Source organism: Amaricoccus tamworthensis (genome assembly GCF_049800875.1).
In the GTDB taxonomy this organism is placed as follows: domain Bacteria; phylum Pseudomonadota; class Alphaproteobacteria; order Rhodobacterales; family Rhodobacteraceae; genus Amaricoccus; species Amaricoccus tamworthensis.
In genome coordinates, this window is record NZ_JBNAFV010000011.1 from 90,844 (window position 1) to 111,958 (window position 21,115).

The window sequence follows — 21,115 nt, forward strand, 5'->3', positions numbered from 1 at the left end:
GACGGATGAGGGCCTTTGGGGTGCCTCGGACGGGTCCGGGCCGGTTTCCGGTCTGTCTTTCCTGATGAAGGACACTCCCATGCAAACAGGTGTTTTGCGCGTGCTGCGCACAACCGCTGCCTCTTGGTGGCGGCATAGAGAGCTGCGCCGAACTGGCCAGACGGCGCTGGCACATCGGCTCGAACGCCAGGCCGTCCTGCGTGATCTCGGCTATCTGAAGCAGGCGGCGTCATTGCCAAACGCGCATGTGATCTGCGGGGAGGGTGGGACGTTCCTTCATCTCGGCTGGACCACAGTGTCGAGTTTCGCGCCGATCGAGCGCTTTCCGTTGGCCGCTCTTGCGGTCGCACGAGGGACGCCCTTCATCGATCTCCGACCCGTCACCGGTGTCATCGCCTTTGCGAACCTGCCGCGGGTGGCGCAGGACGGATCTGTCGACCCTGACCCTTGCGGTCCTGGCAGGTCCGTCTCGCTGACCACCTACATCGACATGGTCGTAAAGATCGGTGCCAGCATCACCAACGATCCGCGGCGCCGTCGGTCAATCTGATCCCCATTCCCCCTCATCAACACTCGAAAGGACGCCAGCCATGGCCCGATCCCGAACGCCCAAATTCGATGCCTCCGAGGTCATCACGAACGAAATCATCCGTATCATCGAGCGCGGCGTCCTGCCGTGGCGCAAGCCATGGACCGCAGGTGGCAGCTGTCGCCCCCTGCGCGTGGGCGGGGAACCCTACCAGGGAGTGAACAACTTCCTGCTGACCATGCGCACCGTGATGGCGGGCCACAGCTCGCCCTTCTGGATGACGCTTCCGCAGGCCAATGCGTTGGACGCAAAGGTCCGCAAGGGCGAAAAATCCTCTGTCGTCGTTTATTACGGTCAAAGCCGGAAAGACGCGGGCGGCGAGGTCGACCGCAGCGATGGCGATGATCGCTCCGAGGAAGCCCGCATCTTCCGCTTCCAGAAATCCTACCGCGTGTTCAATGCCTGCCAGATCGAGGGCCTGCCCGACAGTTTCTTCCCAGATCCGGAGCCTGCACCCGAACATCCGCCGTCCGAGCCCATCCCGCACATGCAGGCGTTTTTCGACGCCATCGACATCACGACCGTCTTTACCGGCACGGAAGCCTACTACCTGCCACCCGTGGACAAGGTCTACATGCCGTCGATCACCCGGTTCCACGATCCGCGCAATTTCTACGGGGTCTGGGCGCATGAGCTGGCCCATGCCACGAAAGCCCCCCATCGACTGAACCGCGATTTCGGGTTCTCGAAGTTCGGCAACACTTCCTACGCGCGCGAGGAGATCGTCGCGGAACTGACCTCCGTGTTTCTGGGTCAGACGCTCGGCTTCACGGCCCATACGCTCGAGATGAATGCCGCCTATCTCCACAACTGGTTGCGCGTGCTGCGCTCGGACAAGAACGCGATCTTCAAGCACGCGGCCGATGCGCAGCGCGCCTGTGATTACCTGATCGCACGGTCAGAGGCGGGAAGGGCAGGGCGCAGCGCCGAGGCCGCCTGACCACAGGGAGAACGGAGAAGCCCATGTCACGCAAGGAGCCCAAGACGCTGCGAGTGGCTTGCTTTGAAGATGGCCGCCGCAAGATCATCACCTTCAAACGCGGTGCCTATTGGTGGAGCCAATCCGAGGGCGCTTATCCACTCTCGGCAGCGCTCGAGACCATCAATGAACGGGGTGGCTGGGTCGAGACCATCCCCAACCCGAATTACAGACCCAAGGGGCTGTTCGGGTAGGGCACCTTCTGCTTCGGTCCTTCCGCCAAGCGGAAAAGAAAAAGCTGGCTTTGGGAAGGGTGTTTCAACTTCTCAAAGGAGATCCCTATGTCCATGATCGTTCAACCCCAGCCGGACCGTCCAGATCCGACCGTGATCGCGGCGCAGAACGACGCGTTCCGCAAGCTTGCCTGCCTCGGGGTACCACCCGCGCAGCCCATCCAGGGCCGGATGCACGTCACCCGTTCGCTCATGGAGGCCGGCGACGGCTTCATGGCCGAGGCGGTGAAGGCCGCCGGCGAGTTTGCCACGTTCGAGCCGGAGAATGATCCAGAAGGCTGGCACGATTTCGGGGCGGTCGAGATCCGGGGCGAGACCGTGTTCTGGAAGATCGATCTCTATGAAGCAGACTCGGATTTCCGCTACGGGGCTGAGACCCCGGACAATCCTGCCACCACCATGCGCGTGCTGACCATCATGCTAGCGCGCGACTGGTAGAAGGGCAGGGGACGCCTCCCCATGACATCTCAGACGATGAAGGCCCGCTGCCCCAAGAAGGCAAAGCGGGCCTTTTGTCGTGGTGATCCCCGAAGCCGGGGATTGGTCACGCGCATGAACGCGCGGGCCGCTCCAAATCCATCGAGAAGGATATCCCATGACCGCAAGCTTCAAACCCGTCTCCGTCGCCATCGGCGATCTGGTCCCGCATCCCGCCAATGTGCGCAGCAATTCGCCGGAAACCTACGACCCCGAGAACATCGCACACCTGAAAGCCAGCATCGCCGTTTTGGGTCTCCTGCAGCCGCTTCTGGTCCAGCAGGTCGACGGCAAATACGCCGCGCTGGCCGGTGGCCGGCGCCATGCCGCGCTGAAGGAGCTGATCGCCGATAAGGCCAGCAAGGGGTTCACGGCGAAAACCAAGGTGGACTGCCGTCTTGTCCCTGAGGAGTGCGACGTCACCACGGCGCTGTCGCTCGCCGAGAACATCACCCAGGCACCGATGAATGCCATCGACGAGTTCGAGGCTTTCGCCCGGATGATGGAGGTCGACGGCCAAACGCCCGAGACCATCGCAAAGACCTTCGGCACCACGGTGGCCGCCGTGAAAGGCCGGTTGCGTTATGGCCTGATCCACCCCGACATCCGCGCCGCGGCCCGGGGCAAGGTGATCACGCTCGATACGATGAAAGCCTTCGCCGAGCACCCGAGCCAGGAGACGCAGCGCGAGGTCTTCGAGGCGCTCACAAAAGACGGCGGCTATCTGCAGGCCTACACGGTCCGTCAGGCCCTCAAATCCCGTGGGGTGAAGGTCAGCGATGATATCGGGGCCTTTGTACGCGAGGAGTACGAAGCGCGGGGTGGGGCCATCGCGGCCGATCTCCTAGAAGAGCATTCCGTGCTGGAGGATGCGGCGCTGGTCGAGACCATCCTGCTCGAGAAACTCGCAGCGGTCGCTGAGCAGGCCCGCGCAAAACAGGGCTTTGCTTGGGCCGATGCGATGGTCCGCTATGATTACGCGACCATGGCCGACTACGGCCGCGTCTATCCCGGTCCCATCGAGCCGGATGAGGCTGCCCAGAAGCGCATCGATGAGATCACCGCCGAGCTCGAGAGGTTGCAGCTCGAGATGGAGAACGAGGGTCTCGAAGACGACGCCTACAACGCCCTTTACGAGCGCGTCGACGCTCTGGAAGAGGAAGCCCGCGATCTGCAGGAGGCCTACAGCGCCGAGGATCTCGCCCGTGCAGGCGTGATTGCGTCTTGGTCGAACGGGCACATCACGCTCCATGTGGGCCTCGTCCGCCCGAAGGACATCGTGAAAGAAGAGGGCGCGCCCAGTTCCTCGACCAACACCACCGGCGGGGAGGCCCCCGACGCTGGTGAAATAACCTATCCGGCCTCATTGGCCGAGGACCTCAAGACCGAGCGGGCCATGGCCTTAGGCGCCGCGATGGCGCTGCATCCCGAGGCCACGCTCGATCTGACGCTCTTCAAGCTGGTCAGTGATGTTCTGGCCAGCGGCATGAGTGTCACGCAGGCGATCAAGATCGATGCCCGCAAGGAATACCGCAACCATGCCAAGATGGACGAGATCGACGAGACCTCGCTCGAGCAGGTGGCGGCGGCGCATGATGCGCTCGACCTTTCGTGGCTCGATGACGCCCGGTCTCCCGCCGATCAGTTCGCGGCGTTTCGCGCGCTGAAGCCGGGCGAGAAGGCCAAGCTCGTTGCCTATGCGACGGCAAGCACCACGCAGTCCTGCTTCGCGCGGGACCGACAGCGCGACAGCCTGATGCATGACCTCGAGATCGAGATCATGCCCGACATCCGGGCCCACTGGACGCCGAACGCGGCGCTGTTCAGTCGCTTCAAGAAGGCCTGGCTCCTGAAGATCCTCGGCGAGGATCTGGGCCTGGCCCAAGAGGCGGTGACCCTGGCCTCGTCAAGCAAGAAGGAGATCGTTGCCTTCTGCGACAAACTCTTTGCCGAGCCTTTCGCCACGCTCACAGATGCGCAGCGCGCTGTCGTGGCCGCCTGGTGCCCGCCGATGATGCAAACCTCCGGTGTCGCCTTTGATGAGGCGGAGCCCACTGCGGAAACCCCCGAGCCTGACAGCGAGGTCGCGCAAGCGGCCTGAGCCATCATACGACTCGCGCAAGCCCTTCCGGCCGCGCGGGTCGATCCTCTCATAACCAACCGAAAGACATCCCCATGGCTATTCTCAAGTTCTCTGCCTCCGCAGTTGCGGCACAGATCGCCCATGCGCGCGCCTGCAAAACCTTCCTGCCCAACTGGAACGGCCCCGTGGACAGGCCCGCCCTTATCCTCATCGTCGGCAATGGTGTGCATCTGCGCTCGAACGGCATCGATGGCACGACCACCCGCATCGTCACCACCGAACAGGCCGATCCCTCCTTTGCCTTCGCCGACGGCATGAATCCGTTTCGGGACACCGACTGGATGGCGCAGCGCCGCATGGCGTTTCGCGATCTGACCGGCCAGTTCTATACCGACATCCTCGACGACGTGCAGGTGCTCATCGACCGGGGGCAGGGGGCGATCCGGCTCGCCACCGATGGCCACAGCATCCGCGTCTTCGTGCGCCGGGCCTCGGACTATCTCATCGGCGGGACCTACGAGGTGCCCTCGGGCCTCGGCGGCACCTTCCGGGTCATTCTCAAGGATGCCTGCGACACCTTCGCGATCGTGCAGAACTGCGGCAATTGCGAGGATTTCGACGCCATGCAGCCCTACCGCGTACCGCTCGATGCGCTCATGGAACTCGATGATCGGAGGGTTGCGTGATGGGTTGGCTCTTCTACACGGACCGTCGCGTCAAATCCTACGCGGATGAGAAGGCGGAAATCACGCGGCTTTGCACCTTCGAGGGCGACACGCGCAAGACCGAACTGGTCAAGGCCTGCAAGGTTGGCTCCACCTGGTATGCGGCGGCAAAGGTCACAAGTCTCGACGGCACCCCTGTCGAAGACGCAACCTATGTCAGCGATCCTGACGGCTCGATTACCTTCGGGGCTGTCTTCCTCACCCGATACGATGATGGCTGCTGGGGCTACAAGGATATGGAGGAAAGCGCTGGCCCGAACGAGTCTCGCGCTCCACTTGGGCTGATCGAGCTTCTCTCCAACCTGAAAGACCCGGACAGCTATGCCCATGCCTGGCGCCAGCGCTGCAGGGATTGGGCTGCGATCCCGGACTACGAGGATGGCGACAAGATCAGGCTCGCCGCACCTGTGACGCTCACCGATGGCAGCACCTGCCAGATCGTCACCGCGACGCACTACAGACGCGGGCGGCAAAAACGTCGCTGCTATCGGATCGAGGAAACCGGTGGACTCGTGCGGCTTTCGAAGGCCTCGCTTGCGGGCTCGGAGCTGCTCAGTTCCGCGAAGGGCGCGGTCAGCCCAGTGCTGGCGGAGTTCCTGGCGGGACAGGACCCTTAGGGGCGCACTGCGAGGAGTGCGCGCACTGTCTCGATTTCGAGCACCCAGTTGCTGGTCGTTTCGTTGCGCCATCTTATGCAGCGGATGATCCGATCAAAATCATCCTGAAGGGCGCGCGGAAAAACAGGCTCATGGTGTGCGATTCTGTTGCGGAGCCTCCTCACGGCTTCAATGTCAGACCTTAATTCAGATCGGCGCTGGCTGGCCGTGACACCACGAGGCGCGTCCGGAAACACTGCGTAGAAATGATTATCCCACAGTCTGCCTTGGTGCCTGTTTGTCAGCATCTTCTCCCAAAACACGAACTTCAGTTCGGCGACGACCTTTCCGGCAGTGGGTTGCTGTCCTGCGCAGCCTTCGAGGTCTCGTTTGGGGCTGTATGCTGGACCGCGCGGGTTTGGTAACGAACGGATAAAGCCTTGTGTCCAAGGCCATGTTCCTCCATGGACAGCTTCGATTGCTTCCACGATCGCGTTTCGCAGCGCAACTTCCAAAACATGGAGTGGAACCATGAACGCAGCTGATACTTGTAGATTCCAGTGGTATAGATGGAGAGCTCGCGTCCTATCATTGCCGGTTTCGCGCAAATAGGTCGCAAACCTAGGTGCGGATAGAACGTTCGGAAGGTGGTGTTCTTCATCAGCCGTGAACGGTGGATACATTGACAGTAAAGGCTTTCGGTGCCATATAGAGTGCGAGCGTTGAGACTGCGGGCACTATGCCTCCCCTCATTGCACAAAGAAAGCAAAAGCCCGTCGCATTGCGGCGGGTTTTTCAGTTTTCCAGCCCGACTCCGGAAAACCGTTTGATTGGCCGGTCGGTGACAGCAGACCATGCGGCTAGTCTTGACAAGGCAATGCAAATGCATTACCTGTCCCAGACAGCAAAGACCCCCATTCTTTCAGGAGACTGCCATGACAGCCCTCGCACAAGATGTCTCGAAGCTCACGGACCGGTATCAGACGACCGTGCCGGCGGGTGTGCGCAAACAGCTCAAGCTGGGCAAGGGCGACCAGATTCGTTACTGCACCGAGCCGAGTGGCAGGGTCTATATCGAGCCCGTGCGCAGCGACGAGGATGATCCCGCGCTCGGCGCCTTTCTCGATTTTGTCGAGGCCGATATCAAGGCGCATCCGGATCGCATTCGGGCGTTCGATGGGGCTTTGCATGACCGTCTTGCAGCACTGGTCGGAGACGTTGACGTCGATCTCGATGCGCCGCTATCGCCCGAGGATGAATGAGCGGCGATAGCGTGCCTGTAGGGGCGCCCCTTGTCGTAAATGGATGGTCGATTTATGCGCATCCGCTCTTTCTGGACCAGCTCGAAGGGCTGATTGAGGAGGTTGAAGCGCGTAAGGCACGCGATCCAAAGACCTGGCGCAAGAAAAACCTGACGAAACGGCTGGCCGCCATCTTCAAGCTGGTCACCGAGGCCATACCGGCAGATCCGGGTGCCGCCGCCTTCCGGCAAGGCGGTACACTCGGCGATCACCGCAAACACTGGTTCCGGGCGAAATTCTTCCAGCAGTATCGGCTGTTCTACCGGTTCAACAGCGATGCGAAGGTCATCGTGGTGGCCTGGGTGAACGACGACAAGACCCTGCGCGCCTATGGCAGCAAGACGGATGCCTACGCGACCTTCAAAGGGATGCTGGAAGATGGCAACCCACCTGACAATTTCGATGCGCTCTTGAAAGAAGCTGCGGCGGCGGACAAGCGGTTCGAGGCGTCCCTGGACGCGGTACCTGATCGGTGAGTGGCCCAGTTAGCTGTGAACCTTATGGACTTGCCGTTTACGGCACCACTGTGGGTGATGTAGCATCGACCCATAGTACGGTTGGAGAAAGCGCAATGGACCCAACGGGTAAGGAACAGCCGCACCTCGGTCTCGAGGAGCATTTCCGTGGCGGCTGATGTCAATTCGTATGACGCGTGGTTTCGCGCGCAGGTACAGGCTGCGCTGGAGGATGCACGTACGGGAACATCTCAGGTTCAGGTAATGCAGGCCGCACAGGCATTGATTGATGCGAAGCGGCAGATCGAACCCAAGTCCTGACCAAGCCTTGGAGGTCAGCGCGGTCTGATCCCGTCACCCTGAAAAGTGAAAGCGGGCTTTTTGTCCTTTGGAACTCAGACCCTGATCCAAAGGAGAACACCATGTCCAGGCCCAAACCGGCAAACCCGGCTCTCTCAATCTCCCAGCCTGACCTCGCCTCTGCGCTGGCGCAAATCGGCGCGGAGGTCGACCACCAACCCCTGCGCAGCTCAGCGCTCGCGCGCATCATGCGCGAGACGCTTCATGGCAGCGATGCCGGGGGCGCCTGGGACTGGCGGATGGCCTATGACCTGATGCAAGCCGCGGCCATCCAGGTGCTGCTGCGTGGGGAAGGTGCTTCAGGTGACATCGCCGCTGCAAAGCTGCTTGCCTCACGGCTGCTGACGGAAACCCGCCGGTCAGAGCAGCAGATCCGTCTGCAACAGTTTTCCACGCCGTTGCCGTTCGCGGCAATGGTCGTGCGGGCGGCAGCCATTCGCAAGGGCGAGACTGCGCTGGAGCCCTCGGCTGGCACTGGTGCCCTGGCTGCTTTCGCCGCCCGGGCCGGTGCCACACTTGTGCTCAATGAAATCGCCCCCTTTCGCCAGCGCCTCCTGCGCGCGCTTTTCGGCGGCGAGGTGACGGACCATGACGGGGAGCATATTGACGATCTGCTGCAGTCGACGGTTCTACCCGACGTCGTGGTGATGAACCCGCCCTTCGCCTCCTCGGTCGATCGCTCGCGAGACAAGCACATCGCTGCCAAACATCTCATCGCGGCCGCGAAGCGCTTGGAACCCGGCGGGCGGCTTGTGGCGATTATGCCGCCGGGGTTCACGCCCGAACGCGATGCCGCGCATTGGTCGCGCGCTTGCGGTCTCCTGACGCCGCGCCTGGCCCTCACGATGCCGGGACAGGTCTACCGCAAGCTCGGCACCTCTGTCGAAACCCAGCTGATGGTCTTCGACAATGTGCAGGAGGACGGCGAGATGATCCGCGCCACTGTGTGCGATCTGGATGAAGCCCTTCCTTTTGTCGATGCCGTGGCCGCAACACGGACCGAGATGCGCCCAGTCCAACGGGGGGCAGCGGTTACTCCTGCGCGACCGATCGGTCCAGCATCTGTCCCGCGCAAGACCGCCGGTACGCCTGTCGCCCCCTCCAAACCCCAGGCGAATGCCGTCCGCTCGCTCAGTTTCACAAGCTTTCAGACCCCGCGCGACAACACGCCCATCTCGGACATCTATGCGCGCTACCGCCCGCAACGAATCGAGATTGCAGGCGCGCACGAACATCCCACGCCGTTGGTCGAGAGCATCGCCATGGCCTCTGTCGCGCCACCCGTGCCTTCGGGTGCCGCCAGTTCGGAATTGCGCCTGCCAGCACGATTGATCGAGGAGGGACATCTCTCAGAGGCGCAGCTCGAGACCATCATCATGGCGCATGATGCCCATGGGCGCGACCTGCCTGGTCGGTTCACCATCGATGAGGACCAAACGAGGCTGACGCGCGCCGACGATGACCCAGTCGCACGCGCCTATCGCCTCGGCTATTTCCTCGGCGACGGCACCGGTTGTGGCAAGGGCCGCGAATGTGCAGGGCTCATCCTAGTAAACTGGCTGGCCGGGCGCAGGAAGGCGATCTGGGTCTCCAAATCCGCCACGCTCATCGAGGACGCGATCCGCGACTGGACCGATCTCGGCGGCTCGCCCGCCGACATCCAGCCGCTCTCCAAATGGAAACCGGACCAGCCCATCCCGATGGGCGACGGCATCCTCTTTGTCACCTACGCTACGCTGCGGTCCGCGGGCAAATGCGGCACCACGCGACTGAGCCAGATCCTCGACTGGATGGGTGAAGACTTTGAAGGCGTCCTCGCTTTTGATGAGGCCCATGCCATGCAGAACGCCGCAGGGTCCGAGCAGGGCAGGGGGGTCAAACCCTCCCAGCAGGGCCTTGCTGGCCTACGGCTGCAACTGGCAGCACCCCGGGCTCGCGTCTTCTACATCTCGGCCACGGGGGCCACGAGTGTCCACAACCTCGCCTATGCCGCGCGGCTGGGGCTCTGGGGGCAAGGCCCCGAATACCCCTTCCCGAGCCGCGAGAGCTTCGTCTCGGCGATGGAAGCCGGCGGCGTGGCTGCCATGGAGGTGGTCGCGCGCGATCTCAAGACGCTCGGGCTCTACACGGCCCGCGCCCTCAGTTTCGATGGCGTGGAGTATGACGTGCTCGAACACGCGCTCACTCCGGCCCAGATCGAGATCTACGACGCTTACGCGGGTGCGTTTCGCACCATTCACCACAATCTTGAAGCAGCACTGACTGCGACTGGCGTCAATGACGCCTCGGGCGAGACCAATGCCTCGGCCGCACGCGCCTCGGCCAAGTCCCGCTTCGAGAGCACGAAGCAGCGCTTCTTCAATCATCTGCTGATGGGCATGAAGGCACCGACCATCATCCGCGCCATCGAGGAAGACTTGGCCGGGGGCCATGCCTGCGTCATCCAGGTGGTTTCGACCGGCGAGAGCCTGCTGAAACGTCGGCTTGAGTTGATGGACGCGGAAGACGAGCTCGTCGAGGGTGCCTTGACGCCGCGCGACTATGTTCTGGGTTATCTCGAGCAGGCCTTCCCGATTCACGCGCAAAAGCTCGTTGAGATTGACGGCAACATGGTCGCGGAACCCTTGCGCGATGAGACCGGCGCGCTGGTCGTCTCGCGCGAGGCGCTCGCCCTGCGCGACGCGGCCATGATGGAGTTGATGACGCTGGCGCCGATCCCTTCGGCGCTGGACCAGATCCTCTGGGCCTTTGGTGACGAGGCTGTCGCCGAGGTCACGGGTCGATCTATCCGACCCCTTAAGGCTGAGGATGGCCATCTCTTCATCGAGAAGCGCGCCGCCAGCAGCAATTCCTCCGAGACCCAAGCCTTCATGGACGGGGAGAAGAATGTCCTGATCTTTTCTGACGCGGGCGGCACGGGCCGCTCCTATCATGCGGCGCAAACGGCGAAGAACCAGAGGCGGCGGCGGCATTACTTGCTGGAGCCCGGCTGGCGCGCCGATGCGGCCATCCAGGGGCTGGGCCGCACGCATCGCTCTGCCCAGGTCAGCGCGCCCTTCTTCCGGGTCTGCACCTCCGATGTGCATGGCGAGAAGCGCTTCACCTCGACAATCGCCAAACGCCTCGACCAGCTGGGGGCGCTCACCAAGGGCCAGCGCGAAACCGGCTCGCAAGGCATGTTCCGCGAGGAGGACAATCTCGAAAGCGCGATTGCACGGGCGGCGCTGCGTGGGTATTTCGCCGATCTTGCCGCCGGGCGCGCCGAGGCGATGAGCTATGAAAACTTCACCGACTGGACGGCCCTGCGGCTGATCGACAGGGATTGTGTGCTGCTCGAAGAGCTTCCCCCGATCCAGCGGTTTCTGAACCGGGTGCTGGCGCTGCCCATCCACATGCAGAACGCGCTCTTTGCCGAGTTCATGCGCCGGATTGCCGATCAGACCGAACGGGCGCGGGCGGCGGGCACGCTCGATCTCGGCGTAGAAACCCTGCGTGGCGAAAAGATCGAGCAAGTCTCCACCGAGGATCTCTGGACCTGCCCGAAATCCGGCGCCGTGACTCGGGTCATCGGGCTCGAGGTGACGGACCCGGTCCATGTCCTGGACGCTAAAGAGGCCGTATCTCGCAATCTGGACAAGACCACGATGGTGAATCGCGCCTCCGGCCGCGCGGCACTCATTTCGGCCCGCCCCATGCAGATGTATGACGAGGATATCGTGACGCTGATGCGCAAGGCGGTGCGGCCAAACGGGTCCAGCTATCTCGAAGAGACGCGATTTGAAGCCTCTGCCTGGGAAGAGATCGGCAAGCCTGAGTTTGCGCAGCTTTGGGATGCCGAGGTTGCGTCCCTGCCAAAAACCACCACAACCAAGCTTTACCTGCTCACTGGTCTCTTGCTGCCGATCTGGAAGGACATTCCGACCACCAATGAGCGTATCTACCGTGTGACGCCAGACGGGGCGACCGCCATGATCGGGCGGACGCTGAGCGAAGAAGGGGCAGCGGCCTTGCGCGCCCGCTTCCTCGTCTCCGACCCGCAAACGCCGCAGGAGATGCTGACAGCTGCCCTCGGCACCACCGCGCCGGTCGATCTGGGCCGGGGTCTGACCCTGACCCGCCGCCGGGTCGCTGGCGAGATGCGCCTCGAGCTTAGCGGCGCCGACAGGGGCATGATCGAAAGCCTCAAGGCTCTCGGCTGCTTCACGGAGATTATCGCCTTTCAGCTACGGGTGTTCCTGCCGCATGGGGACGGGATCGACACATTGGCCATACTCTCCCGGATTGTTGGAACTCGACCAGACGCCGCGCAGGGCGTGGCTTCAGTGGCTGCGGAATAGATGAGGGGGGACGGCCATGACACTCGAAGACATCAAGGCTGCGGTCGATGCCGGTCAGACCGTGCACTGGGCCAATACCGGCTACGTTGTCCACAAGGACAGGCTCGGCCAATACCTGATCACCTATGTGCCGAACGGCAACTGCATCGGTCTGACCGACCGGGGCGGGCACCGGTTGAACGGCGAACAGGTGGAATTCTTCATAGCGCGATCGGAGGACGGCGTGGAAAACCCGGGCGGCCAATCAAGAACAGACGGGCAGGGGAGGGGCATAGCACCCGGAGGCGCGGGGGCATTCCCACTCAGACGGTAGCTCTGACCTGTGGGCGGGGCTGAAAGGAAAGCGAGCTTTCTGATTTGTGATCCCATGAGGGGTCGAGAAAGCAAACCCGGATGCGCTGGCAAGGACGTCAGGCACCGGCCAATCCAAAAGGAACCATCCCATGTTCGCAGGAACCCTCACCCGCAATGTCGAGACCGCAGCCGCGCAGTACACCGGCATGATCCACTCGGCGCGCTTTGACATCGCCATCCAGTTGGAGGCACGGGCCAAGATGTCCGAACGCAGCCCGGATTATGACGTGACGGCGATCAACAACTCCGGCCGCAAAGTGCGCATCGGCACCGCCTGGAACGAGACCGGCAATACCAGCGGCAACCCCTACGTCTCGATGCAGATCGATGTCGGCTTCGGCCCTTTTCGGGTCAACGCGGTGCAGACGAAAGAGGCGCGCGCGGCCCAGAGCGGCGAATTCGAGATCATCCCGCTCGTCTCGAACGGCCTGATGAAATCCGGCTCGATCTCAGGCGAGCTTACCGCCATGGACGCCGACAACGGCTTCACCGGCTACATCGCCAACATGATGTTCGATCTGGAGTTCATGCTGATCGAGAACAGCTACAAGACCGAGGAGACCCATCCCGACTACCGGATCGAGGTCAGCTCGCCCCGGGGCACACCGATCCGCGTCGGCTCGGCCTGGATGGCGAAAAGCAACCGCACAGGCAATGACTACCTGTCGCTGCTGATCAACACGCCCGATGGCGACCTGCGCGTCAACGCGGTGCAGAACGAAGAACAGCGTGGCGGCCAGACCTTCTCTATCATCCCGTTCATCGACAGTGGTGAGCCGCAGCAGGACGCGAGCTCGGGATTGTCGCTGGTCGCGTGATCAGCGCGCGAGACTGGATGAATTGAATCGAAAGGGGAGCCGTGGGATCACGGTTCTCTTTTTTTGTGCTGGTATGTTTGAAATTACCTAGTGTGCATCGGAGACGTTCGTTTCGCCCGCAGCTAATGATACCGAAGAGCCCAGTTTGTGAATTCGGTTTTCTCGCTGCGCGCTTATGCAGCACGAAGATCGCTGCAACTGTACGCCTCATCACGTATCCAGGCGCATGACTCTGTACAGTGAACCCTGCAATGACTGACAAGAAAGGAGGCAGACATCCGATAAGCCATTGAAAATTTGAAGTTTGTGGGTGGCAGAAATCGTGGGGTCTTTGTCCTAACGGACGATTGATGAAATCGGGTATTGTCTGCCCATGACACAGAAACCCGACATTCAGACAGAGGCGCGGAACCGCAAGGTCCGGATGGTGGCCTATCCGGGGGTACATCACCTCGACGTCATAGGCCCGCTGGAGATCCTTGCGACGACCCAGTTCTTCATTGGCGACGCGGATCTGCCATATGACTTGAAGATCGTTGCAGCGCAGGCGGGGCCTGTGAAAGCCAGTTCCGGACTGACGATCACGGCAGAGACGTCTTTCACCGATGTCATAAAGACTGACGACAAGATCGATACTCTGATGGTGGCCGGTGGCCATGGCTCTTCATCGCAATTGAAGAACCCAAAGTTGTTGGAGTTCATGCAGACGATGGCCCCGCGCGCCCGGCGCATCGTATCGATCTGTACAGGCGCGCTGATCCTGGCCGAGGCTGGCCTTTTGAAAGATAAGCGGGCCAGCACGCACTGGTTCTGGTGCCCGATTATGGAAAACGAATATCCGGATGTGACGGTGGACCATGAGGCGATTTATGTGCGCGATGGGAACGTCTGGAGCTCTGCCGGCGTGACCTCCGGCATGGATCTCGCACTGGCATTGGTTGAGATGGACTGGGGCCACAAAATCGCGCTAGAGGTTGCGCGATTTAGCGTGATGTACATGATGCGGCCGGGTGGGCAGTCACAGTTCAGCGCGCATCTGGTGGCCCAAAGGGCCGAAGACCCGGCGATCAACGATGCACTAAGCTTCATTCTAGAAAACCCAGCCGATCCTCTGACTGTGACCAGTCTCGCTGCGCGCGCGATGATGTCTGAACGGACGTTTGCTCGGCGGTTCAAGGACGAAACTGGCGTAACGCCTGCAGCTTATGTCGAGACTGCACGGGTACAGGCCGCACGCGTCATATTGGAAACGACAGACCACACGATTGATCAGGTTGCCCTAGAGACCGGGTTTCAAAGTGCCGAACGGATGCGCCGCGCGTTTCACCGCCATGTGGGCATATCTGCTGGCGAATACCGAGACCGCTTCCGCATGACGGCTGACCCGGGTGCCCGCCCGCGTGCAGGACCCAGCTAACCCCTTCACCTGACCTACACCAAAACAGAAATTCCCGCGTCTGCGCGCACCCCTGCGCGTGGCCACACCCTCCCTTGTTCAAACGAAAGGACATTCCATGAAAAAGACATTGATGATTGCAGCGCTGCTTCCTGCCTTGGCTGCATGCGCTGATAGCGGAGCAAACTATCAACCGATCCTGGATGGCCAGCCTAAGGCTGCATTTCAATCTGATCTCGCAGCCTGTCAGGCCCTTGCTCGCAACCAAAACCAATTCGATAAGGAAAGAGTCGCTGCGACCGTTCTGGGCGCCGGAGCTGGCGCGATCCTCGGAGAGGCCGACAGCGACGACGCGCTGGGTGGTGCAGTCGCAGGTGCCTTGGCTGGTGGCGTCGCCAGCAGCGTTGATGTGAATGAGCGGCGTGAAGCCATCGTCATCGAGTGCTTGCGGGGCCGCGGCCACCGGGTTGTCGGATAGGGGGTGCAAGATGTCAGAGTTCTTCACCCTACGCGCACGACGGTTTCACGCGCTTCATGATCTCTTGACCGGGCGCCTGCGGGATCACCCGCAACCACTTCCAACATTTCTTGCCAAAGATGTCGGGCTGCCCGCCTCAAATTCAACTGATTATGTCGCCGGCCCGTGGGGTACGTTGACCCGGAGGCCAAGCAAATGAAACACGTGATGATTGCCGGTGCGACCGGCTACCTTGGCCAGTTCCTTTGCGCCGAATACCAGCGGCGGGGGTGGCATGTGTCTGCACTCGTCCGGTCTGCAAAAACTGACGCATCTTTGCCAGCTGACGCCATTGTGACGGCAGAGGCAACGGAACCAGAAACACTTAAGGGCGTGATGCAAGGCGTTGATCTTGTGGTTTCAGCCCTTGGGATCACGCGGCAAACCGATGGCCTCAGCTATTGGGACGTCGACTTTCAAGCCAACCTCAACCTACTGCAAGAGGCTCTAGCCTCTGGTGTTCAACATTTCGCTTACGTCCATGTTCTGAATGCAGATCGCATGGCCGATGTGCCTCTCGTCGCAGCGAAATCAGCTTTTGTACATGCCCTTCAAGCCAGCACCCTCGGCAGCACGATCATCGCGCCGTCGGGGTATTTCTCGGACATGGAGGATTTCCTCAAGATGGCGCGCAACGGGCGGGTCTGGTTGTTTGGTGACGGGCAGCTTCAGATCAACCCGATCCATGGCGCAGACCTTGCCTCGGCGATCTACGATGCCGTGGACCGCAAAGAGACGTGGCTGGACGTTGGCGGGCCGGATATACTGACCCACCGTGACCTGGCGAAACTCAGCTTCGACACACTGGGCGCACAGAACCGGGTCACGTTCCTACCCGATATCTTTCGGCGGATTGCGCTGCGGGTGCTCCTACGGATCACGCCCCGCCATGTCGCTGGCCCTGCACAGTTCTTTCTGACGGCGTTCGGCATGCATATGGCTGGCCGCCCCGTAGGGACGCACCATCTGGCCGAGTATTTTCAAGATCTCAATTCCCGTCACGCCGAATGAATGGAGGCCAAAGTGAAACCAGTTCGAATTCCGTTCATCTGCCTCCCTTTCCTTCTGCCTACTGCGGCAACAGCCCATGTCCGTTGGTTTGTTGAGGACGGGCATGATCTGGGAACGGTTCCTTACACGCTTTCGGATCCCGCCGTATGGGCCTGGGCCTTGATTGCAATGGCACTCGTGGCCACTGCGGTTGTTCTGGATACGAAGCTCCCCGCATTTGCTGTTCCTCATACGAAAGTCCGGCATGATGTGATGGAGCTTATGCGGATTCTGACCGGTATGTCGCTCTTGCTGACCGCCTACGACGGCAGCCTGATCGCGCCCCACTTAGAAGCCGTCGGCGGATTTGGTTTAGCGCTCGTCCTGCTGCAAGCCGGGATCGGTCTCCTGCTCCTCAGCAATCACGCCCTGCACCACGCAGCCCTTCTGCTGTTGCTGCTGTTTCTGGGCATGTCGATCCATTTCGGGTTCGGCCTGGCGGTCGAATACGTCAACATCGTCGGGATCGCGCTGTTCATACTGTTCAACGCATTGCCAGACCCCGCATTGAGAGACCGCCTGAAGCCATACTCGGTTGACGTCTTGCGGATTTTCACCGGGCTGTCGCTGATCATCCTCGGGATCGCGGAAAAGCTGCATCCAGCAGCACTTGGGCAGGCCTTTATCGCGGAATACGCATGGAATTTCATGCCGCTGCTGGGTTTTGATTGGTTCGACGACCGCCTGTTTGTCCTGTCCGCTGGCGTGATGGAGGTCGTGTTTGGCACAATCCTCGTGCTCGGTGTCTTGACGCGGCTCAACATCTTTGTGGTGGCCGTTCTGATGCTGACCTCCAACATCGTGTTCTTGATCGAGGGTCGGAACGAAGAAGCAATGGTTGAGCTGATTGGCCACCTGCCCATCATCGCAACCGCTTTGATCCTGCTTGTTCTGGGCTCTGGCCAACGGTTGAAGGTGACGCTGCGACGGCAGAACATCTCGGACATCGCCGCCTACCACAATGTGGAGCGACGGGCATGAGACCGCGCAAAACCCTCCAACTGAGGCCGATCTATCTCGTCTACTGGACCGTGGCGGCACTCTTGGTCGGAATGCTCTTGCCGCCCTCAGCAACAAAGGGTCCGACAGGCGATCACCATGGGCCGACACATATCCATGCAACGCAAGAGGTCGATCCAGACAAACCACCAGAGGTGACACTGACCGTCACCCAAGATGCCTTGTCAGGCTGGAACGGACGCGTCTCCACGCGAAACTTCGCCTTCGCACCAGAGATGGTCAATCAAGCCAACGTTCCCCACCACGGACATGCGCATCTCTATGTGAACGGTCAAAAAATAGCACGGCTCTATGGCCCGGCGTTTCATATCGCTGACCTGCCCAAGGAGCGGAATATCATATCGGTCAGTCTAAACGCCAATGACCATTCTGACCTGGTTTTGAACGGTCAGCCGATCGCCGCAGAAGTCGTTGTGATGAACCCGGTTGCTGCCGAGACAGCAAACCGTGCCGTCCCCGCCAATAGGCTCACCAATCACTCTATTGAAACGAAAGGTTAATACGATGACACTTCAAAAGATCGGTGGCTTTGCAGCCCTCATTTGTGCCGCGACCTACTTGTTTGGGTTTGCCTTTCTCGTCACCACGCTCGCACCGCTCGGCTTCGGTACCAGCAACATTGATGGCCCTGCGGTTGTGGCCTTTATGCAAAGCCAGCCGGGCTTCCTGATCCTGTGGAACACAGTGATCTACGTCATCAACGCCATTGCCCTCGCGGTCCTCGTCGCAGCATTGCACGGGCGACTAAAGGCCAATACGCCCGATTTCGCCATGATCACATTGGTGCTGGGCATCATCTGGGCCACACTTGTGATCGGCGCGGGCATGATCGGCAATGTTGCGGTCGAACGCGCGGCCCATCTGGCCCAAACCGATGTCACCCAAGCCGTACAGGTCTGGCTAACGTTGCACGCGGTCGAGCTGGGTCTCGGCGGCGGGAATGAGATCGCGGGTGGTGTCTGGATCGGCTGCGTCTCGCTTGCTGGCTTGCTGGGGCGGGGTCTAGGACGGATCGCGGTTGGCCTTGGCTTACTTACTGCTGCCGGCGGCCTGCTGACGCTGATCCCCGCAATTGGCGATGTGGCCGGTGCCGTCTTTGGGCTGGGTGCCATCGCATGGTTCATCGCGGTTGGGTGCTCCTTGCTGTTCACCCGCTCTGCCGCTTTGCGTCCACAAGCGGAGACGGTTGCATGACCAGCGTAGCGTCAACCCTCCAGCGCCAGCTTAAGAAAGAGCGGGCGCAAACAAGCGCCCATGCGCTTTTGCTGCGGGTTGAATCCGGCGATGCTGGCCTGACCTTTGATGGCAGTGCAGGTGACGCGGAACCTGGCATGCGGTTCCCAATTGCGAGCATAAGTAAGACATTCACCGCCGCGCTGACCCTCAAACTGGCTGATTTGGGCCAGCTTGATCTCGACCAGACCGTACAGAGCACTTTGCCGCGCCACGACCTGTCCGACTTTCATGTGGTCAAGGGCGTGGCCCACGGGCCGGCCCTGACGATCCGCCATTTACTGTTCCAGACCTCGGGTCTGGCTGACTATTTCAAGGGCGGTGTCGAGGCTGACATGATCCATAACAAGGATCGGGCGATCGACTTGGCAATGGTCTTGGCGATGGCGCGATCACTGCCTCCGATGGCAGCCCCAGACAGCGGCAAAGCCTATTATTCGGACACGAATTTCCAGCTTCTCGGGGCGGTGCTCAAGGCGGTGTCCGGCAAATCCTATGCCACGCTTTTGCAGGATTACATTTGTGAACCGTTGGGTTTGCGTCAAACCACAACATTCGATGCAGAGAACCTACCTCTGCCGCTCTTCCACAAGTCACAGCAACTGACGTTGCCGAAGTCATTGGCGAGCATGGACCCGGACGGTGGCCTTGTTTCGACGCCAGAGGAGTTGATCGGTTTTCTCCGGGGGTTTCTTGGCGGTCACCTCTTTGATCCCGCCTGGTTGGATGATGTCCGGAATTGGAAACCGATGTTTTTCCCACTCCAGTACGGCGGCGGTTTGATGCGGTTTCAACTGCCCCGATGGATGACCCTGTGGCGGCCAACACCGGAACTGATCGGGCATCTGGGAAGTTCCGGGTCGTTTGCGTTCTATGCGCCGGTGCCGGATATCTATTTGGCAGGGACGTTCAACCAAACAGACCTGCCGCGCCGCCCGGTGGCGTTCATGCTCAAAGTTCTTCGCCATCTCGAAAAGGCGGGCGTGACATGATCAGGCACGTCCTCAAAGTGTTCGGCATCCTGACCGCAGCCTGCATCGCTCTCGTCGTCATGCTGTTTTTCGGAACACGTGGGACCTACGTGGTCGCACCTCTTGTCACACAGGACGACGGACTGCCATCCGCCATGGTCGGCGGCGTCAAACTGCATCTGCGTCAGATCGACGGCCCTGCTGACGCACCAACGATCATCGTTTTGCATGGCGGGCCGGGTGGCGACTTTCGGTCACTTCTGGCGCTCAGCGCCCTTTCTGAAACGTACAATGTCGTCTTTTTCGATCAGCGGGGGGCCGGTCTTTCGGAACGTGTTCCGGCCGAACAACTCACGCTCAATGACTACGTCAACGAACTGAATGGCGTGAAGCGACTGGTCTCTCCAAACGCGCCTGTTGCGTTGATCGGGCATTCTTGGGGGGCGATGCTGGCCACGGCCTATCTTGGTCACCATCCTGAGGATGTGACGGCAGCAGTTCTCATTGAGCCGGGATATCTGGACAGCACAGGCAAGTCAGCCTGGGACGAGGTCGCAAGCCGCTACATGTCTGGCGCCGGGTACTGGGCCGAGGCGGTTGTGACGGGATTTCGCGCTCAGCACGTAGACCGACCAGACCCGGCGGCGGCAGACGACTTCTTGTTTGGTCACATGGTAGGTGTGTTCACCAATCACCCCGAAAATCCCTACCATTGCGGCGATGGATACACGGCCCCAAACTGGCGGTTCGGTGCAACGGCAAGTCGAACCTGGGCGGATACTTCAGATGCCATTGTTGATCGCATGGTTTCAGGTGTACGCAGCTTTAGCGGGTCCGTCCTACTGCTCGCCGGTGACTGCAACGATTGGCTCGGCCCGCTGCAAAACACCCATATGCAACTCATCGCGAATGCCAGTTTCCAGGTCATCCCTAACGCCGGTCACGATGTGACCTGGGACAACCCGGAAGCGACCCTGAAAGCAATTCGTCGGTTTCTGGATACGGAAAAGCAGGAGTGAATCCGATGACGAAACGGATGAACTCAACCGGGTTTGACAGGGTCGCGGCCTTGGATGTGCTTTTGGTCGTGACTGTGCTGGTTGCCGTCAAACAGACCCTTCTGCCGTATAGCCAACTTTACGCCGGACCCATTTCAACACTGACCGCGATATGTGTCGCGACTGCTTTATTTCACCATCAGGGTTCGGCTTGGCGCGATCTGGGGTTCGTTTGGCCGCAAAGCTGGTTTTCAGCAGGCGGACTGACCCTCCAGACCATGAGCGTATTCATCGCTGCAACTCAGTTGATGGGGCTCATTGCAGATGCCTACTTCGTGTGCGTGAACGACGGGTCAAGGTTCGACCACGTCGAAGGCAATTTGATCGCCTATCTGACGATCATGCTTCTCGTCTGGACACATGGGTCTTTCTTTGAAGAGCTTCTTTTTCGCGCCTTCCTCATCACGAAACTGGGCGAGACGTTTGGCAGAACACGGGCCGCGATGGTGGTCGCTCTGATCACATCCTCTGCCTTCTTTGGCTATCGCCATGCCTATTATCAGGGCTGCATGGTGCGCTCATCACGGGTGCCGGCGGCTTTGCCTTTGGTCTGATGTACATGT

22 protein-coding genes are annotated in these 21,115 nt (G+C 60.7%); all 22 read left to right on the top strand.

The window, feature by feature from the left end:
* The first annotated feature begins 79 nt into the window (after positions 1-79).
* Positions 80-550, top strand: a complete 471-nt coding sequence (locus ACP15P_RS15995; RefSeq protein WP_424929459.1) for a hypothetical protein — start codon at positions 80-82, stop codon at positions 548-550.
* A 40-nt stretch (positions 551-590) separates the two neighbouring features.
* A complete protein-coding gene (locus ACP15P_RS16000; protein ID WP_424929460.1) occupies positions 591-1,529 on the top strand; it encodes an ArdC family protein in 939 nt (312 codons plus the stop codon).
* A gap of 23 nt (positions 1,530-1,552) precedes the next feature.
* Positions 1,553-1,762, top strand: a complete 210-nt coding sequence (locus ACP15P_RS16005; RefSeq protein WP_424929461.1) for a DUF6330 family protein — start codon at positions 1,553-1,555, stop codon at positions 1,760-1,762.
* 87 nt (positions 1,763-1,849) lie between these two features.
* Positions 1,850-2,239 carry a DUF3768 domain-containing protein gene (locus ACP15P_RS16010; RefSeq protein ID WP_424929462.1) on the top strand — a complete coding sequence of 130 codons (390 nt, stop codon included), beginning with the start codon at positions 1,850-1,852 and terminating at the stop codon, positions 2,237-2,239.
* Between the two features lie 157 nt (positions 2,240-2,396).
* The gene (locus ACP15P_RS16015; RefSeq protein ID WP_424929463.1) at positions 2,397-4,379 is read left to right on the top strand and encodes a ParB/RepB/Spo0J family partition protein; all 1,983 of its coding nucleotides are present in this window, start codon (positions 2,397-2,399) and stop codon (positions 4,377-4,379) included.
* 74 nt (positions 4,380-4,453) lie between these two features.
* Positions 4,454-5,047 (top strand): regulator, encoded by a 594-nt coding sequence (locus tag ACP15P_RS16020; RefSeq protein WP_271118278.1) that lies wholly within the window; start codon positions 4,454-4,456, stop codon positions 5,045-5,047.
* Positions 5,047-5,703, top strand: a complete 657-nt coding sequence (locus ACP15P_RS16025) for a DUF6927 domain-containing protein (protein ID WP_424929507.1) — start codon at positions 5,047-5,049, stop codon at positions 5,701-5,703. Before ACP15P_RS16020 ends, ACP15P_RS16025 begins: the two co-directional genes overlap by 1 nt.
* 914 nt (positions 5,704-6,617) lie before the next feature.
* Positions 6,618-6,944 carry a type II toxin-antitoxin system PrlF family antitoxin gene (locus ACP15P_RS16030; protein ID WP_102859868.1) on the top strand — a complete coding sequence of 109 codons (327 nt, stop codon included), beginning with the start codon at positions 6,618-6,620 and terminating at the stop codon, positions 6,942-6,944.
* The gene (locus ACP15P_RS16035; protein ID WP_424929465.1) at positions 6,941-7,459 is read left to right on the top strand and encodes a type II toxin-antitoxin system YhaV family toxin; all 519 of its coding nucleotides are present in this window, start codon (positions 6,941-6,943) and stop codon (positions 7,457-7,459) included. The genes ACP15P_RS16030 and ACP15P_RS16035 overlap by 4 nt, the downstream gene beginning before the upstream one ends.
* Positions 7,460-7,606: 147 nt before the next feature.
* Positions 7,607-7,759: an antitoxin PaaA2 family protein gene (locus ACP15P_RS16040; protein WP_326299016.1), complete on the top strand. Its 153-nt coding sequence runs from the start codon at positions 7,607-7,609 to the stop codon at positions 7,757-7,759.
* 101 nt (positions 7,760-7,860) lie between these two features.
* A complete protein-coding gene (locus ACP15P_RS16045; protein WP_424929466.1) occupies positions 7,861-12,135 on the top strand; it encodes a strawberry notch-like NTP hydrolase domain-containing protein in 4,275 nt (1,424 codons plus the stop codon).
* A gap of 16 nt (positions 12,136-12,151) precedes the next feature.
* Complete coding sequence (locus ACP15P_RS16050) at positions 12,152-12,448, top strand: hypothetical protein (protein WP_424929467.1); 297 nt, start codon at positions 12,152-12,154, stop codon at positions 12,446-12,448.
* A 130-nt stretch (positions 12,449-12,578) separates the two neighbouring features.
* Entirely contained in the window at positions 12,579-13,307 is a 729-nt protein-coding gene (locus ACP15P_RS16055; RefSeq protein ID WP_424929468.1) for a DUF736 family protein, read from the top strand.
* Between the two features lie 373 nt (positions 13,308-13,680).
* Positions 13,681-14,724 carry a GlxA family transcriptional regulator gene (locus ACP15P_RS16060; protein ID WP_424929469.1) on the top strand — a complete coding sequence of 348 codons (1,044 nt, stop codon included), beginning with the start codon at positions 13,681-13,683 and terminating at the stop codon, positions 14,722-14,724.
* A gap of 97 nt (positions 14,725-14,821) precedes the next feature.
* Entirely contained in the window at positions 14,822-15,181 is a 360-nt protein-coding gene (locus ACP15P_RS16065) for a glycine zipper family protein (protein WP_424929470.1), read from the top strand.
* Between the two features lie 195 nt (positions 15,182-15,376).
* On the top strand, positions 15,377-16,231 hold the full coding sequence (locus ACP15P_RS16070) for an SDR family oxidoreductase (protein ID WP_424929471.1): 855 nt from the start codon (positions 15,377-15,379) through the stop codon (positions 16,229-16,231).
* 12 nt (positions 16,232-16,243) lie between these two features.
* Entirely contained in the window at positions 16,244-17,251 is a 1,008-nt protein-coding gene (locus ACP15P_RS16075) for a hypothetical protein (protein WP_424929472.1), read from the top strand.
* Positions 17,248-17,790: a hypothetical protein gene (locus ACP15P_RS16080; RefSeq protein WP_424929473.1), complete on the top strand. Its 543-nt coding sequence runs from the start codon at positions 17,248-17,250 to the stop codon at positions 17,788-17,790. The genes ACP15P_RS16075 and ACP15P_RS16080 overlap by 4 nt, the downstream gene beginning before the upstream one ends.
* A gap of 4 nt (positions 17,791-17,794) precedes the next feature.
* Entirely contained in the window at positions 17,795-18,484 is a 690-nt protein-coding gene (locus ACP15P_RS16085; RefSeq protein ID WP_424929474.1) for a hypothetical protein, read from the top strand.
* Positions 18,406-19,515, top strand: coding sequence for a serine hydrolase domain-containing protein (locus ACP15P_RS16090; protein WP_424929475.1), 1,110 nt, complete (start codon positions 18,406-18,408; stop codon positions 19,513-19,515). The genes ACP15P_RS16085 and ACP15P_RS16090 overlap by 79 nt, the downstream gene beginning before the upstream one ends.
* Entirely contained in the window at positions 19,512-20,513 is a 1,002-nt protein-coding gene (locus tag ACP15P_RS16095; protein WP_424929476.1) for an alpha/beta fold hydrolase, read from the top strand. Before ACP15P_RS16090 ends, ACP15P_RS16095 begins: the two co-directional genes overlap by 4 nt.
* Before the next feature lie 5 nt (positions 20,514-20,518).
* Positions 20,519-21,106 carry a CPBP family glutamic-type intramembrane protease gene (locus tag ACP15P_RS16100; RefSeq protein ID WP_424929477.1) on the top strand — a complete coding sequence of 196 codons (588 nt, stop codon included), beginning with the start codon at positions 20,519-20,521 and terminating at the stop codon, positions 21,104-21,106.
* Positions 21,107-21,115: the final 9 nt, after the last annotated feature.

Excerpts from the sequence above, each read along its gene's own strand:
- ACP15P_RS16065 (WP_424929470.1), top strand. The coding sequence starts at position 14,822 with ATGAAAAAGACATTGATGATTGCAGCGCTGCTTCCTGCCTTGGCTGCA.
- ACP15P_RS16070 (WP_424929471.1), top strand. The coding sequence starts at position 15,377 with ATGAAACACGTGATGATTGCCGGTGCGACCGGCTACCTTGGCCAGTTC.
- ACP15P_RS16020 (WP_271118278.1), top strand. The coding sequence starts at position 4,454 with ATGGCTATTCTCAAGTTCTCTGCCTCCGCAGTTGCGGCACAGATCGCC.
- ACP15P_RS16055 (WP_424929468.1), top strand. The coding sequence starts at position 12,579 with ATGTTCGCAGGAACCCTCACCCGCAATGTCGAGACCGCAGCCGCGCAG.
- ACP15P_RS16000 (WP_424929460.1), top strand. The coding sequence starts at position 591 with ATGGCCCGATCCCGAACGCCCAAATTCGATGCCTCCGAGGTCATCACG.
- ACP15P_RS16085 (WP_424929474.1), top strand. The coding sequence starts at position 17,795 with ATGACACTTCAAAAGATCGGTGGCTTTGCAGCCCTCATTTGTGCCGCG.
- ACP15P_RS16050 (WP_424929467.1), top strand. The coding sequence starts at position 12,152 with ATGACACTCGAAGACATCAAGGCTGCGGTCGATGCCGGTCAGACCGTG.
- ACP15P_RS16100 (WP_424929477.1), top strand. The coding sequence starts at position 20,519 with ATGACGAAACGGATGAACTCAACCGGGTTTGACAGGGTCGCGGCCTTG.
- ACP15P_RS16060 (WP_424929469.1), top strand. The coding sequence starts at position 13,681 with ATGACACAGAAACCCGACATTCAGACAGAGGCGCGGAACCGCAAGGTC.
- ACP15P_RS16025 (WP_424929507.1), top strand. The coding sequence starts at position 5,047 with ATGGGTTGGCTCTTCTACACGGACCGTCGCGTCAAATCCTACGCGGAT.
- ACP15P_RS16090 (WP_424929475.1), top strand. The coding sequence starts at position 18,406 with ATGGTTCATCGCGGTTGGGTGCTCCTTGCTGTTCACCCGCTCTGCCGC.
- ACP15P_RS16095 (WP_424929476.1), top strand. The coding sequence starts at position 19,512 with ATGATCAGGCACGTCCTCAAAGTGTTCGGCATCCTGACCGCAGCCTGC.
- ACP15P_RS16035 (WP_424929465.1), top strand. The coding sequence starts at position 6,941 with ATGAGCGGCGATAGCGTGCCTGTAGGGGCGCCCCTTGTCGTAAATGGA.
- ACP15P_RS16045 (WP_424929466.1), top strand. The coding sequence starts at position 7,861 with ATGTCCAGGCCCAAACCGGCAAACCCGGCTCTCTCAATCTCCCAGCCT.
- ACP15P_RS16015 (WP_424929463.1), top strand. The coding sequence starts at position 2,397 with ATGACCGCAAGCTTCAAACCCGTCTCCGTCGCCATCGGCGATCTGGTC.
- ACP15P_RS16080 (WP_424929473.1), top strand. The coding sequence starts at position 17,248 with ATGAGACCGCGCAAAACCCTCCAACTGAGGCCGATCTATCTCGTCTAC.
- ACP15P_RS16010 (WP_424929462.1), top strand. The coding sequence starts at position 1,850 with ATGTCCATGATCGTTCAACCCCAGCCGGACCGTCCAGATCCGACCGTG.
- ACP15P_RS16005 (WP_424929461.1), top strand. The coding sequence starts at position 1,553 with ATGTCACGCAAGGAGCCCAAGACGCTGCGAGTGGCTTGCTTTGAAGAT.
- ACP15P_RS15995 (WP_424929459.1), top strand. The coding sequence starts at position 80 with ATGCAAACAGGTGTTTTGCGCGTGCTGCGCACAACCGCTGCCTCTTGG.
- ACP15P_RS16030 (WP_102859868.1), top strand. The coding sequence starts at position 6,618 with ATGACAGCCCTCGCACAAGATGTCTCGAAGCTCACGGACCGGTATCAG.